Genomic DNA, 14,791 nt, shown 5'->3' with positions numbered 1-14,791 from the left:
TTCCGTACCGGGACTCGTCGAATATCTGACAGACAATTCACAGGTAACTAGGCCATCATGGGTGCCGTGTCCGGTCATGACATCTCGTTGTTACATGGGAGCTTCCCCGTCTCCATGCAGGTCATTGCCGGTTTTGCGCTTGTCATCGCGATAGGACTGCGCACTCGTCAGTGGTTTCAGCGCTGGTTACCCATAGCGGTAGCCGTCGGCGCCACCCTTGCCGTATGGGCCTACTGGTACATCAACTCCGAGGGCTGGGCCGACAGAGGAAATCCCGCGCCACTCATGCTGTGGGTGTGGATCGCGCTCACCGGGGTAGCCGCCACGGTCCTGTTGGTCGGCTGGCGCACGGCGCACTGGTGGCGTCGCGCGATCGCGTTCACCGCGGTACCACTCGCACTCCTTTCCGGATCACTGATGCTGAATCAATGGACGGGCTACGTGCGCAGCGTCCAGTCCGGGTGGGCACAGTTGACCGCCGGACCGCTGCCCAACCAGGCCGATATGGCCACGGTGACCGCCGCTCGCGAGGAGCGCCGCGGCCCGACGATGACCAAGGGCAAGCTCGTGCCGGTGGATATCCCGGCCGACGCCAGCGGATTTCGCCATCGCCAGGAGATCGTCTACCTGCCACCGGCCTGGTTCGACTCCACCCGCACCCAGCTGCCGACAATCATGATGATCGGCGGCGAGTTCAACACCCCGAGTGACTGGATTCGCAGCGGGAACGCGGTCGAGGCGGCGGATGCCTTCGCCAGCCAGCACGGCGGGAACGCCCCCGTCATGGTGTTCGTCGACGCGGGCGGCTCGTTCAACAACGACACCGAATGTGTGAACGGCCCGCGCGGTAACTCCGCCGACCATCTCACGAAGGACGTCGTCCCGTTCATGGTGTCGCGTTTCGGGGTCAGCCCACGGCCGCAGAACTGGGGCGTGGTGGGCTGGTCGATGGGTGGCACGTGCGCGGTAACGCTTGCCGTCAAACACCCCGAATTGTTCAGCGCCTTCGAGGATATCGCCGGTGACATGTCGCCGAACACCGGAAACAAGACGCAGACCATTGCCCGTCTTTTCGGCGGTGACACGTCGGCATGGGAGCAGTTCGATCCGGCAACGGTGATGTCGCGTCATGGACCGTATACGAACACCGCGGGGTGGTTCGACGTCAACGGACTACATCGAGCGGGGTCCGGAGCCATCACCAGTACCGGAGCGGCCCCGGGCGCCTCGGCCTCCGTCCCGCTGAGCGATCAGGACCGTGCCGCGCACCGCCTGTGTGAAATCGGTGCGGCGCAAGGGATCTCATGCACGGTGCAGCACAAGCCCGGCGAACACAAGTGGCCTTTCGCGCAGACGGCGTTCACCTCGGCACTCCCCTGGATGGCGGGCCGGATCGGCACGCCCACGGTGCCCGATGCGCCGTTGCCACGCTAACTGTTCTGCCCGGGCGGAGTAGCGTCGAGCGGTATGTCCGATACCCCTGATCCGGGATACACCGACAGCGGTGTGCCAACCTTCGAGTCGGTGCGCGAGAAGATCGAAACCCGATCCGGCACGGCTGCGGGTTCCGCCGAGCTGGACGCCGAAAGCGATGAGGGCCGTGCGGCAGAGGAGCAGTTCGAGGCCAGAGCCCGGGCAGCCGCCGAGCGGCTCGAGGAAATCCGTAGGTCGATGCGCGAGGAAGCTAGCCCGTCGCGGCCCGGCGGGCAATCGCCTGCTCACGGATGAGGCTGCGACGGACCTTGCCTGAGTCCTCACGCAGCGGCTCCGCGACAAATTCGATGGTGCGCGGAACTTTGTACCGGACAATCTCGTCGAGCAGATACTCGCGCAGCTGGTCTTCGGTCACATTGCCCTCGGCGTGTACCACCGCATGCACAACCTGCCCGAGGTCGTCATCGGGTAGCCCTACGACAACGCTGTCGACCACTCCGGGGTAGCCGTTCATGACGGATTCCACTTCCGCGGGAACCACATTCGCTCCGCCTGTCACGATCAGGTCGGTACGACGATCACTCATGTAGAGGTAGCCATCGTCATCGAGCCACCCGAGATCGCCGATGGACTCCCAGGTTCCAACCCGCTTGATCTCAGCACCAAGGTATTTGTAGGGCTTGGGCGTTCCCTCCCACGGGCGCATGAAGATCTCCCCCACCTCCCCGGAAGGCAGCGGGTTTCCCTCCTCGTCCAGGATCGTCAGTTCACCGAGCGCAGGCTTACCGACGGAGCCCCGGTGAGCCAGCCATTCCTGTCCCGTGATGATGGTTCCGCCGATGGCCTCGGTGCCCGCGTACAGCTCCCAGATCACTTCCGGGCCCAGCAGATCGATCCACGCTTGTTTCAACCACACCGGACACGGAGCAGCCATGTGCCACAACACCCGAATGGTGGACAGGTCGAATCGGCCGGGGTGCTGACGCACCTCGCGCAGTATGCGCGACATCATCGTGGGCACCACCTGCAACCAGGTGACCTTGTGGGTGTCGATCAGTTCGAGCGCTTGCAGCGCGTCGAACTTCGGCTGCACGATCAGATGATGGCCCAGCAGCAGTCCGTATGACGAAAACATCAGCGGCGCATTGTGATACAGCGGACCGGCGACGAGCTGAGCATCTTCCGGCAGCATGCCCATGATCTCACCGGCCGCCGGGCCCGTGATGGCCGCGGGGCTGGGGGCGAGGATGATCTTCGGTCGGCCGGTACTGCCTCCAGAGGTAGGTGCCTTCCAGGCCGGCGATACCACTTCCGGCAGCGGCCCGGCAGCATGGTCTTCTGCCAGGGGTTCGAATCCCGCCTGCACACACACTCGATCCGGATGATCGGCCGGATCGACCCCCACCACCAGCGCGGAGTCGGCGAGCTCGACAATTGCCCGGCGTTCCGCGAGCGGTAGGCGCCAAGACACCGGCTGTGGGGTGGCACCGAGCTTCCACACCGCGATCTGGGCCGCGAAGAATTCCACCGAGTTGGGCAATCCGATAGTGACGAGGTCGCCCTGCCGTACACCGAGCCGTTGATAGGCGTGCGCCAACGCGGTGGCACGCCGCTCTAGTTCGGCCCTGGTGACCGATTCGGTACCGCAGGTGATCGCCGGGGCATCGGGCGACGATTCCGCGAGGTTGGCGAGGATGCGAACGAACGGTTCACCAACTGCCGCGTCAGTCATGAATGCCACCCTAGACCGGCGTGACAACCTTCCTGGTACGCGGTTTGGCAGGCGGCTTTCCGGCGCTCTTGGACGGAGCCTTCGCGGAAGTCTTACCGTTCCGGACGGGCTTGGGCAACAGGTCCACCAGGAACTCACCGGTATAGCTGCCCGCGGTCTGTGCCACCGACTCGGGTGCGCCCTGTGCCACGACGGTGCCGCCTCCCGACCCACCCTCGGGGCCCATGTCGATGACCCAGTCCGACGTCTTGACGACATCGAGGTTGTGCTCGATCACGATGACGGTGTTGCCCTTGTCGACCAAGCCGTTGATCACGGTGAGCAGCTTGCGGATGTCCTCGAAATGAAGACCGGTAGTGGGCTCGTCGAGGATGTACACGGTCTTGCCCGTCGAACGCTTCTGCAGCTCCGCGGCCAATTTGACGCGCTGCGCCTCCCCGCCGGAGAGCGTCGGAGCCGGCTGCCCCAGCCGCACATAACCCAGGCCGACCTCCACCAGCGTGTTCAGATACCGGTGAATAGAGGTGATGGGCTCGAAGAATTCGGCGGCTTCCTCGATCGGCATGTCCAGCACCTGCGCGATCGTCTTGCCCTTGTAGTGGACCTCGAGCGTTTCCCGGTTGTAGCGCGCGCCGTGGCACACCTCGCACGGCACGTATACATCCGGCAGGAAGTTCATCTCGATCTTGATGGTGCCGTCACCCGTGCAGGACTCGCAGCGACCGCCCTTGACGTTGAAGGAGAACCGGCCCGGTTGATAACCACGCACCTTGGCCTCGGTGGTCGCCGCGAACAGCGTCCGAATCTTGTCGAAGACCCCGGTGTAGGTCGCCGGATTGGAGCGGGGTGTACGCCCGATCGGCGATTGGTCGACCCGCACGAGCTTGTCGACCTGGTCCAAACCGGTCACTCGGGTGTGCCGCCCGGGCACCTGGCGTGCACCGTTGAGCTTGTTGGCCAACACGGTGGCGAGGATGTCGTTGACCAGCGTCGACTTCCCTGAACCCGACACTCCGGTGACCGAGGTCAGCACACCGAGTGGGAAGGAGACGTCGATGTCCTTGAGGTTGTGCTCACGCGCTCCGACCACGGTGACCTGACGCTTCGAGTCGATCGTGCGACGCATCAACGGCAGCGGAATGCTCTCTGCCCCAGAAAGATACGAACCGGTGATGGACTTCTTGTTTTTCAGCAGTTCGGCATAGGTGCCGCTGTGCACCACCTGCCCACCGTGCTCCCCCGCGGCCGGTCCGATGTCGACGACCCAGTCGGCGTGCTTGATGGTGTCCTCGTCGTGCTCCACGACGATCAACGTGTTGCCGAGATCCCGGAGCCGCGTGAGCGTTTCGATGAGTCGTCGGTTATCGCGCTGATGCAGACCGATGGACGGCTCGTCGAGTACATAAAGCACACCCACCAGCCCGGAGCCGATCTGAGTGGCCAGCCGGATGCGCTGTGCCTCGCCACCGGACAATGTGCCCGCAGCGCGCGACAACGACAAGTACTGAAGGCCGACGTCCAGCAGGAAGCCCAGCCGGAACTGAACTTCCTTGAGAACCTGCCCGGCGATGGCCTGCTCACGGTGCCCCAGCGTCAATGCGTTGAGGAACTGCGCGCATTCGGCGATGGACAGGTCACAGACCTGCGCAATCGATTTGGCGCCGTGCTCGCCGGCGGTCAATGTGACGGACAGAATCTCCGGCTTCAGGCGGGTTCCGTTGCACTCGGGGCACGGAATGTCCCGCATGAAGCCCTCATAGCGTTCCTTGGCCCATTCCGACTCGGTCTGCTCCATGCGGCGTTGCAGGAACGCCAGCACGCCTTCAAATTCGGCGTAGTACGAACGCGTGCGGCCGTACCGGTTCTTGTATCTGACATGGACTTGCTCGGAAGAGCCGTCCAGGAGCGCCTTCTTGGCGGCCGCCGGAAGCTTCTTCCAAGGGGTGTCCACGTCAAACCCGAGGGCGTCGCCCAGCCCTGCCATGAGCCGGACGAAGTAGTCGGCGTTCTGCCCCATCGACCAGGGTGCGATGGCGCCCTCGGCGAGGGTCATGTCCGGGTCGGGGACCACGAGGTCGGGGTCGACTTCCTTCTTGATCCCCAGACCCGTGCACTCGGGGCAGGCGCCATAGGGCGAGTTGAAGGAAAACGACCGTGGTTCAAGATCGTCCACGGCGAGCGGATGGCCATTAGGGCAGGCGAGTTTCTCGGAGAATCTGCGTTCGCGCTGCGGAGAGTCCTCGTCGGCATCGACGAACTCGAGCACCACGATGCCGTCGGCAAGGCGCAGGGCCGTCTCCACCGAGTCCGTCAGGCGCTGCTTGGCGCTGTTCTTGACGGCGAGACGGTCGATGACCACCTCGATGTCGTGCTTCTCCTGCTTCTTGAGCTTGGGCGGATCGGTGAGCGAATGCACCACGCCGTCAACCCGAATACGGCTGTATCCCTGGGAGTTCAGCTGTTCGAAGAGGTCGACGAACTCGCCCTTGCGCGTGCGCACCACGGGCGCGAGCACCTGGAACCGCAGGCCCTCCTCCATGTCCAGCACCTGGTCGACGATCTGCTGCGGGGTCTGCTTGGCGATCTTCTCCCCGCATACCGGGCAATGCGGTGAGCCGGCCCGCGCGTACAGCAGACGTAGGTAGTCATAGACCTCGGTGATGGTGCCCACGGTGGACCGAGGGTTGCGGTTGGTGGATTTCTGGTCGATGGACACCGCAGGAGAGAGCCCCTCGATGAAATCGACATCGGGCTTGTCCATCTGCCCCAGAAACTGGCGGGCGTACGCGGACAGGGATTCGACGTACCGGCGTTGCCCCTCGGCGAAGATGGTGTCGAAGGCCAGGCTCGACTTCCCGGATCCGGAGAGACCCGTGAAGACGATGAGGCTGTCTCGGGGTAGGTCAAGGTCAATACCGCGCAGGTTGTGCTCACGCGCGCCCCGCACGATCAGACGGTCGGCCACCTGTCTCCTTTCACACTGCCCCATGTGCAGGTGTTTTCGCATAGCTCAGCGGCTGTCATCCCATGCGGAATCGGAGCCGGCTGAGTCGTCGCCTCCATGCTAGGACCAGGCACCGACAACCCTCGCGCCACGCGGGGCCACTACGGTGAAACCATGACCTCGATCACCATCGATGACGACTACTCCGGCCACATCGAGCCGGGCTCCGGCGTGGCCCGTCGCACCGTGGACGGCGCAACCATCATCAAGGCCTCGGTGGGCCCGATGGACAACAACGCATACATCGTGACATGCGCGCACACCGGCAAGTCACTGCTGATCGACGCGGCCAACGATGCGGAACGGCTGGCGACCCTACTGGACGAGAACGCCCCGAACATCGAGCTCATTGTCACCACGCATCAACACTTTGATCACTGGCAAGCCCTTGAGGCTATCGTGGACAAGACCCAATCTGCCAGTGCCGCACATGATTTAGATGCCGGACCGCTTCCCGTGCCGCCCACCACCCTCCTGGCGGGGGGCGACAGCTTCGATATCGGTGACCTGCACTTCGACGTGATCCACCTGCGCGGACACACGCCGGGCTCGGTGGCCCTGGCGTTTACCACCGCCGGTGTGACGCACCTGTTCACCGGGGACTCGCTCTTTCCAGGTGGTGTCGGAAAGACCTTCAGCCCCGAAGACTTCAACCAGCTGCTCGACGATGTCGGTGAGCGCCTTTTCGGCGCGTACGCCGATTCCACGGTGGTCTACCCCGGGCATGGAGACGACACCACCGTGGGTGCGGAACGCGGATCACTCGGCGAATGGCGCGAACGAGGCTGGTAAGCCCGCCCCGTTCGCGCCACGCCGGATCCTAGGTGGTGTGAACGATCAGCACGTCGCACCGGGAGCGTCGGGCGACATCCGAGGGAACTGAACCCAGCAGCCGTCCGGCGATGGTGTTCAGACCGACGTTGCCGACGACCAGCAGATCAGCCTTGGTATCCAGCACCAGATCCAGCAGCGCATCCACCGGCGCTCCCTCGATCGAGCGTTCTTCCACGCTCGTCGCGCCCGCCGCTCCCGCGCGCTCGCGGGCAGTGCGCAGGATGTCGTAGACGGGCGCCTTACCGGTGACCTTGTACGCGTCATCCTTGAGCACATCGGCCGAGTGGGGGTTGTTCTCCGGGAAGTACGCGGTCGCGACGATGAGCTTGGCACCGGCAGCGCCCGCGATGGCTCCAGCGCGGTCGACCGCCCGGTACGACGAATCCGATCCGTCGGTACCGACAACGACAGTGCTGTATGCACTCATGAAAGGTCCTCCAGTTCCATTTGACCAGGCCAGATGAGATTAGCCGGGAAGGGCCCCGGCCATGCGCCATTTGGCTGATTGTGTCGGGCTATGCGCGTGATTTTCCCTCGCCGGGTGCGCGTGCAGGTATGGCCTGCGCCTCAATCCGGCTATGAGGACGATCACGCGCCATTACGCCACGCGGTCATGCACCGTTGGAGTAAAGCCTGATGACTTGATAGAGAAATGCCCGCCCGTCGTACAGGGACTTCACCTGGATTCGCTCATCGAGCCCGTGCGCGTGGGTCTCCCCGGGCTGGGCGAATATGCCACTGAGGCCATATACCGGAGTCTTACCGAAGTAGATGGCATCGGTTGCCCCGGTGGACATGGTCGGGACCAGCGGCACACCCGGCCACATGGATCCGGCGACGGCTTTGATGGGATCGACGATCTGCGGCGTCAGCGGCGGAACACTCGCGACGTTGGTGCGGAACGCCTCGGCGGGCTTCACCGTGATCTTGGGGTCGTTGACGGTCTTCACGATGGCTCCTTGAACGGCCTCTTGAACGGGCACGGCGCCGCCGCCGGGCAGTATGCGGCAGTTCACATTCGCGGTGGCGCGTTGCGGTAGCGCGTTGTTGGCATGTCCGCCTTCGATTTTCGTGGGGACGCAGGTGGTGCGCAGCATCGCGTTGTACAGCGGGTTTCTGGACAGGACGGAGGTCGCCGCCGGGTCTTGCGGATTGGCGACAATTGCCGACATCGCTCGACCCACCTCACCCGGTTGCAGTGGGGCCTGTGCCGTGAAATACGCCCGGGTCACGTCGTTGAGCTGGACCGGGAACGGCGCGGCGGCGAGCCGGTCCAGACCGGCCCCGAGTGCCTGTATCGCGTTGAACGGTCGGGGCTGGCTGCTGTGTCCGCCCTCGTCGGTGACCTCCAGGGTGAAGTCCTGGTAGATCTTCTGACCCGCCTGGATTTCCAGCAGGATGGGTTTGTTGTCTTCGTCGAGGTCGCCGCCGGCGCCTTCATTGACGACGAATTCGGCATCGACAAGCTCGGGCCGGTTCTGATGGAGCCACTCGGCGCCGTTGACCTGCCCGCCGCCTTCTTCGCCGCAGGTGAGTGCCACGCGAATCGGGCGTTTCGGCACGAAGTTCTCTGCGCGGTACCGGATGAGGCTGTCCACGAAGATCGCGGCCATGGCCTTGTCGTCCTCGGCGCCGCGAGCGTAGAAATATCCGTTCTCCTCGACGAGGGTGAACGGATCACGCTTCCAGTCCTCACGTTTGGCTTCGACAACATCGATATGCGCCAGCAACAGAATGGGCTTGGCACCCGCATCGGCCCCGGCAAGCGTCGCGACCAGTCCGCCGTCCTTGGGGTGATCGGGTGGGCTGAACAGCACCAGGTCCTTATCGGTGTATCCGGCTGACTTGAGGCGGTCGGCCATCTTCTGGGCAGCCTCGGTGCAACTCCCCTGCGATGCGGTCGTATTGGTCTCGATCAACTCCCGATACAGATCGCGAAATGCGCCGCGATCGTCCGTGGTGGAGGGAGTGCTACTTGCCGGCGCGCTCTGATTCTGCGGCGTACCGCAGGAGGCGATGGTGAGCACGGCGGCCGTCAGGGCGAGAATCCGATGCATGGTTTCGTTCATACACCCGTGACGCTTACCCGGGTGTATGAACCGCGCCTTCCTCTCGCTTATCCGTCACGTCAGCTTTCCCGCCGGGGCCGGGTCCTGCGCGAAAAACTCTGGAGGACAACGCAACACCAGAGAGCACTATCGCGGCGAAGCCGAGGAACAGCAGGTGCGCACCACGGTTGGCCGATCCACCGAGATTGACGAGCACTCCGGCCAACCCGGCACCGAAGGCTCCGGCGATCAGCTGCACGGTGCTGATGGCGGCTGCGGCTGCTCCACTTTCGGTCGGATCGGATGACACCGCCATCGCCGCGGACGCCAGGTGCGGCCAGGCCATGCCGATGCCGGCACCGGTCAGCGCGAAACCGATCGCCCATAGTGCGATCTCCGGGACGCTGGCGCCATCACGCTGGAGCGCACCCGCCAGGACCAACCCTGCGGCAACCACGACGGGAGCGACCGTCACCACACGTGCGACAGTCCTTGCCGTGGCCGATGCGCTGATCATTTCGCCAACGGTCCACCCGAATGCCAAGGTGGCCCCGAGGAATCCCGCGGCGACCGGGATCAGGTGTCCGAGGCGCTGACCAAAGAACGGAATGTACGTCTCCACCATCGAGGCCACCGCAAGCACCGCAATCGTCAAGTAGATCCACTTAAGCGGGTTGCGCGCGAAGACCGCTTTGGGTAGTACCGAGGCCGTAGAGCGGCGATCGAGTATGACGAACAGGACTACTAGTGCGGCTGCGCCGGCGATCAGCCCCACCATGGTCGGCACCGACGATGGGAGCCCGGCCACGGCCACCAGGCTGGCCGCCGTCGTGAGCACCAGTAGGGACCGCACCGGAATGCGGTGCCGCGCAGCCTCGGTGTCCGCGCGCTCCGTTCGCGTCAACACATAGGGCACCATGGCGGCGATACCGAGGGTGATCAGCGTCAACGACGCGAAGGCCCACCGCCACAACCCGAATTGGGCGAACAGCCCGCCGGCCGCGGGCCCCACAAAGGTGCCCACGCCCCACATCGCGGACGTGAGCGCTGAGGCGCGTGTCCATAGCCGCTGTGGCAGTGCAAGATTGATGACGGCGTAGGCGAGTCCGGCCAGCAGCCCGCCTGCCGCCCCCTGGACCGCGCGCCCGGCGAGCATGACGTGCATTTCCGGAGCCACCGCACATACGACGGTGCCCGCGGCGAACGCGCTGAACGCGAGTAGATAAGCGCCGCGTGGACCCGCCCAGCCAAGAAGGGGGCTCACCACCGTGGCGGCACTCACTGAGGCGATCAGATACAGCGTTGTCACCCACGCGTAGAAACGTTCCCCACCAATATCGGCGACGGCGCTCGGCAACAGACTGGTGGTGAGGTACACATTGGTCGCGTACAGCGCCACTCCACCAGCGAGCACCGTAACGATGCCGAGTTGCCGCCCGTACAACAGATCCCGCCAGCTGCCGGTCGCCACGTCGTGAGTCATGTCGACACGCTATGAGCTAAAGTGCACTTGAGATCAAGGAGGCCTGATGAAGGACAAGGCCGAGCTGTTGCCGATCGGCGAGGTGGCCCGGCGTTCCGGAATCGCGGTATCCGCGGTGCGGTACTACGCCGATATCGGCCTGATCCCGGCCGAGCGCACGTCCGGCAATGCACGGGTGTTCCGCCGCCACGCGTTGCGCCGCATCTCGTTGATTCGGGTCGCGACCGGATTCGGCATTCCGTTGTCGGAGGTCGCCGACGTGCTGTCGAGCCTGCCGGATGACCGAGCACCGAGTACTCGTGACTGGCAACGAATCTCGCGCCAGTGGCATTCGCATCTGGAAGAGCGCAAGAACGCCATCGCAGATATGCAGGAGAAGCTCACTGGGTGCATCGGCTGTGGATGCCTGTCGATGACGAAGTGCACTCTCTTCAATCCCGCCGATGTCCTTGCCGAGGACGGGTCCACCGGTGCGCTGCTGCTCGCCGATCCGGGCTGATTACTTCAGGCCCGCGGCGTCCATACCGCGTAATTCCTTCTTCAGATCCGCGACCTCGTCGCGGAAGCGCGCCGCCAGCTCGAACTGCAGATCGCGCGCCGCCGCCATCATCTGCTCGGTCATGTCCTTGATCAGATCGGCCAGCTCCGCACGGGGCATGCTCTTGGTGTCGCGGCCTTCGAATACTCCGGCACTCACCGCGCGGCCGGGCTCGCCCTGTGCCCGCCTACCGCGACTGGAGTTGCGACCCGATCCACCCACCGCCACTTCTTCGGTGTCTTCGGCTTCGCGATATACCTGGTCCAGAATGTCAGCGATCTTCTTGCGCAATGGCTGTGGGTCTATCCCCTTCGCCTCGTTGTAGGCGACCTGCTTGGCGCGCCGACGATCAGTCTCGTCGATGGCCTCTTTCATCGAGTCCGTCATCCTGTCGGCGTACATGTGCACCTCACCGGACACATTGCGCGCGGCGCGCCCGATGGTCTGAATCAGACTCCTGCTGGACCTCAGGAATCCCTCCTTATCGGCGTCGAGAATCGCGACCAGTGACACTTCGGGCAGGTCCAGACCTTCCCTCAGGAGGTTGATACCGACGAGGACGTCGTACTCGCCGAGCCGGAGTTGACGCAGCAATTCCACCCGTCGCAGGGTGTCGACCTCCGAATGCAGGTAACGCACCCGAATACCCATCTCCAGCAGATAGTCGGTGAGGTCCTCGGCCATCTTCTTCGTCAGCGTCGTCACCAGCACGCGCTCATCGGCCTCGGTGCGTTGACGGATCGAGGCGATGAGATCGTCTATCTGCCCCTTGGTCGGTTTGACGACCACCTTCGGATCCACCAGTCCGGTGGGACGGATCACCTGCTCGACGAACTCGCCGCCGGCAGCGCTGCGCTCGTAGTTCCCGGGCGTCGCAGACAGATACACGGTCTGTCCGATTCGCTGGGCGAATTCCTCCCAGGTAAGAGGACGGTTGTCCACCGCCGACGGCAACCGGAAGCCGAAGTCCACCAGGTTCCGTTTGCGCGACATATCGCCCTCGTACATGGCGCCGATCTGCGGAACCGTCACATGCGACTCGTCGATGACCAGCAGAAAGTCGTCCGGGAAGTAGTCCAGCAGCGTGGCGGGTGGCGTGCCGGCGCCGCGCCCGTCGATATGACGCGAGTAGTTTTCGATACCCGAGCAGAAGCCAACATTGCGCATCATCTCGATGTCGTAGTTGGTGCGCATCCTCAGTCGCTGGGCCTCCAGCAGCTTGCCCTGGCCTTCCAGCTCGGACAAGCGCTCCTCGAGCTCCCGCTCGACACTAACCAGCGCCTTCTCCATCCGGTCCGGGCCCGCCACATAATGTGTGGCCGGAAAGATCCGTAACGAATTGGTTTGACGCACAACGTCTCCGGTCAGCGGATGCAGATAATAGAGCGCCTCCACCTCGTCACCGAAAAACTCGATGCGCACCGCCAGCTCCTCATACGAGGGAATGATCTCGACGGTGTCGCCGCGGACCCGGAAGGTGCCGCGAGTGAATGCCACGTCATTGCGGTTGTACTGCATGTCGACCAGTAACCGCAGCAGTGCGTCCCGGGGCACTTCGAGCCCGATATCCAATTGCACAGAGCGATCCAAATAGGACTGCGGGGTGCCCAGACCATAAATGCACGACACCGATGCCACCACCACGACATCTCGCCGGGACAGCAGATTGGACGTCGCGGAGTGCCGCAAGCGCTCCACATCGTCGTTGATGGAGCTGTCCTTCTCGATATAGGTGTCGGTCTGAGCGATATACGCTTCCGGCTGGTAGTAGTCGTAGTACGACACGAAGTACTCGACCGCGTTGTGCGGCAGCATCTCCCGGAGCTCATTGGCCAGCTGCGCGGCGAGAGTCTTGTTCGGCGCCATGACGAGCGTCGGCCGTTGCAACCGCTCGATGAGCCAGGCCGTGGTCGCCGACTTGCCGGTACCCGTGGCACCCAGCAGCACCACATCCTTCTCCCCCGCCCGAACTCTGCGTTCAAGCTCGGCGATGGCGCCCGGCTGGTCACCCGCAGGTTCATACTCACTGACGACCTCGAATCGCGCATCGGCACGCAGGACGTCCGTGACCGGGCGGTACTCGGAATGCGCAACGATGGGGTGTTCTGTTGCGAAAGCCATGAGCCCAGAGTAAGCCGAGGGTCCGACATCCCTTCGCATACCAGTAAGGAAGGCAGGGAGGAAACCAGCGTGCACCCGCCCAAACGCGAGGTCTTCGACCTCGATGCCATGACGAACACCGACCCCAAGGGAATCGTGCGGTCGGTGGACGAATACCGGGTGGAGCCCTGGGGACTCTTCATGGCTCGCCCGACGCCCGGTCGGGCGCAGTTTCACTATCTGGAATCCTGGCTACTTCCGACGCTGGGACTGCGTGCGAACATCTTTCACTTCAGTCCGGGCCACGAGCGCGATCAGGACTTCTACCTTGATGTCGGCGACTTCGTCCCCGGGCCGTCGCAATGGGTGGCAATCGACCACTATCTTGACTTGGTGGTGCGCTGCGGACGTGAAACCGAATTGACGGATGTAGATGAGTTGCTCGAGGCGCATAAGGCAGGATTGTTGTCCACTGTCACAACAGAACTCGCCGTCCACCGGGCAGCCGCGACCATCAGCCACCTCGCCAGGCACGGGCATGATCTGAACGCATGGCTCGCCGCGGCCGGAATGCCGTTGACCTGGCGCGACCCGAATGGAGACGTCCATGCCTGAAGCCATTCGCTGGGGAATCATCGGACCGGGCCGTATCGCGGGAAGTGTGGCCCGCGACTTCCCGCTCACACCGCGAGCCGAGCTGGTGGCCGTTGCCTCCCGGTCGGCCCAGCGTGCCCGGGAGTTCGCGCAGACCCACCGGATTCCGCGCGCCTTCGGCTCCTATCGGGAGCTGCTTTCCGACCCCGATGTGGACGCCGTGTACATCGCCACTCCACACCCCCAGCATCGACAGGCCGCCATCGCGGCGCTTACCGCAGGCAAAGCGATCCTGGTCGAGAAGACCTTCACCGCGACGGTGTCCGGAGCGCAAGAGATCATCGATATCGCAAGGGCCCGCGGTGTTTTTGCGATGGAGGCGATGTGGACGCGGTTTCAGCCGGTGATCGTCGCGGCTAAGAAGCTTGTCGACGACGGGGTTATCGGCGAGGTCCGTCAGGTGCAGGCGGACCTCGGCGTTGACCGCCCGTTTGATCCCGACGACCGATTGTTCAATCCCGCACTGGGCGGAGGAGCGCTGTTGGATCTTGGTGTTTACGTGGTCTCGCTGGCCCAGTATTTCCTTGGCGATCCGGCGGCGGTCGTGGCACACGGTTCACTGTTTCCCACCGGGGTGGACGCCGAGGCCGGTCTGTTGCTGCGCTACGACGACGGACGCACCGCGACGTTGCTGTGCTCACTGCTGCATCACACACCCGGCCAAGCGCGCATCTTCGGCACCGAGGGCTGGATAGATATCCTCCCCCGTTTCCATCATCCGCGCGAGATCGTGGTGCACCGCAAGGGATCTGATCCCGAACCAATCGTGAAACCGCCGGCTGGCGGCGGTTACAGTCACGAACTCGAAGAGGTCACCGAGTGCCTGCTCGACGGCAGAGCGCAGAGCACGGTGATGCCCCTCGCCGATACGTTGGCCGTGCAGCGGATCCTGAACACGGCCTGCGAGCAGCTGGGAGTGCACCACACTGAAGACCCTGCTGACCTGGAGTGATCGCGTTGCCGC

At 63.9% G+C, this 14,791-nt stretch carries 12 protein-coding genes; 6 read left to right on the top strand and 6 right to left on the bottom strand.

Annotated elements, in window-relative coordinates; genetic code table 11:
* Positions 1 to 57 precede the first annotated feature (57 nt).
* Together DSM43276_RS10225 and DSM43276_RS10220 are read left to right on the top strand one after the other, a co-directional pair.
* Positions 58 to 1,434, top strand: coding sequence for an alpha/beta hydrolase (locus tag DSM43276_RS10225; RefSeq protein WP_078330647.1), 1,377 nt, complete (start codon positions 58 to 60; stop codon positions 1,432 to 1,434).
* 33 nt (positions 1,435 to 1,467) lie between these two features.
* A complete protein-coding gene (locus tag DSM43276_RS10220) occupies positions 1,468 to 1,728 on the top strand; it encodes a hypothetical protein (RefSeq protein WP_078330646.1) in 261 nt (86 codons plus the stop codon).
* Here DSM43276_RS10220 and DSM43276_RS10215 read toward each other — a convergent pair.
* Together DSM43276_RS10215 and uvrA are read right to left on the bottom strand one after the other, a co-directional pair.
* Positions 1,685 to 3,166: an AMP-binding protein gene (locus DSM43276_RS10215; RefSeq protein WP_078330680.1), complete on the bottom strand. Its 1,482-nt coding sequence runs from the start codon at positions 3,164 to 3,166 to the stop codon at positions 1,685 to 1,687. The genes DSM43276_RS10220 and DSM43276_RS10215 overlap by 44 nt on opposite strands.
* A 10-nt stretch (positions 3,167 to 3,176) precedes the next feature.
* Positions 3,177 to 6,131: an excinuclease ABC subunit UvrA gene (gene uvrA, locus DSM43276_RS10210; RefSeq protein ID WP_078330645.1), complete on the bottom strand. Its 2,955-nt coding sequence runs from the start codon at positions 6,129 to 6,131 to the stop codon at positions 3,177 to 3,179.
* Positions 6,132 to 6,284: 153 nt separating this feature from the next.
* On the opposite strand from uvrA, the gene DSM43276_RS10205 reads away from it, so the two are divergent.
* A complete protein-coding gene (locus DSM43276_RS10205; protein WP_078330679.1) occupies positions 6,285 to 6,962 on the top strand; it encodes an MBL fold metallo-hydrolase in 678 nt (225 codons plus the stop codon).
* 28 nt (positions 6,963 to 6,990) lie between these two features.
* Here DSM43276_RS10205 and DSM43276_RS10200 read toward each other — a convergent pair whose 3' ends face one another.
* From DSM43276_RS10200 to DSM43276_RS10190, 3 genes are all read right to left on the bottom strand, one after another.
* Positions 6,991 to 7,431 carry a universal stress protein gene (locus DSM43276_RS10200; protein WP_078326200.1) on the bottom strand — a complete coding sequence of 147 codons (441 nt, stop codon included), beginning with the start codon at positions 7,429 to 7,431 and terminating at the stop codon, positions 6,991 to 6,993.
* A 184-nt stretch (positions 7,432 to 7,615) separates the two neighbouring features.
* Entirely contained in the window at positions 7,616 to 9,073 is a 1,458-nt protein-coding gene (locus tag DSM43276_RS10195) for a M20/M25/M40 family metallo-hydrolase (protein WP_078330644.1), read from the bottom strand.
* Positions 9,074 to 9,086: 13 nt separating this feature from the next.
* A complete protein-coding gene (locus DSM43276_RS10190) occupies positions 9,087 to 10,535 on the bottom strand; it encodes an MFS transporter (protein ID WP_078330643.1) in 1,449 nt (482 codons plus the stop codon).
* A gap of 46 nt (positions 10,536 to 10,581) precedes the next feature.
* Here DSM43276_RS10190 and soxR point away from each other — a divergent pair, with 46 nt between their 5' ends.
* A complete protein-coding gene (gene soxR, locus DSM43276_RS10185; RefSeq protein ID WP_078326203.1) occupies positions 10,582 to 11,034 on the top strand; it encodes a redox-sensitive transcriptional activator SoxR in 453 nt (150 codons plus the stop codon).
* Here the strand turns inward: soxR and uvrB are convergent, their stop codons facing one another.
* Positions 11,035 to 13,194 (bottom strand): excinuclease ABC subunit UvrB, encoded by a 2,160-nt coding sequence (gene uvrB / locus DSM43276_RS10180; RefSeq protein ID WP_078326204.1) that lies wholly within the window; start codon positions 13,192 to 13,194, stop codon positions 11,035 to 11,037.
* A gap of 69 nt (positions 13,195 to 13,263) precedes the next feature.
* Here uvrB and DSM43276_RS10175 point away from each other — a divergent pair, with 69 nt between their 5' ends.
* Complete coding sequence (locus DSM43276_RS10175; RefSeq protein WP_078330642.1) at positions 13,264 to 13,788, top strand: ribonuclease FAU-1 family protein; 525 nt, start codon at positions 13,264 to 13,266, stop codon at positions 13,786 to 13,788.
* Complete coding sequence (locus DSM43276_RS10170; protein ID WP_078330641.1) at positions 13,781 to 14,779, top strand: Gfo/Idh/MocA family protein; 999 nt, start codon at positions 13,781 to 13,783, stop codon at positions 14,777 to 14,779. Before DSM43276_RS10175 ends, DSM43276_RS10170 begins: the two co-directional genes overlap by 8 nt.
* Positions 14,780 to 14,791 lie beyond the last annotated feature (12 nt).

Origin of the sequence: Mycobacteroides salmoniphilum (assembly GCF_004924335.1) — a bacterium.
Lineage (GTDB): Bacteria > Actinomycetota > Actinomycetes > Mycobacteriales > Mycobacteriaceae > Mycobacterium > Mycobacterium salmoniphilum.
This window is presented reverse-complemented; position numbering and strand designations above follow the sequence as displayed.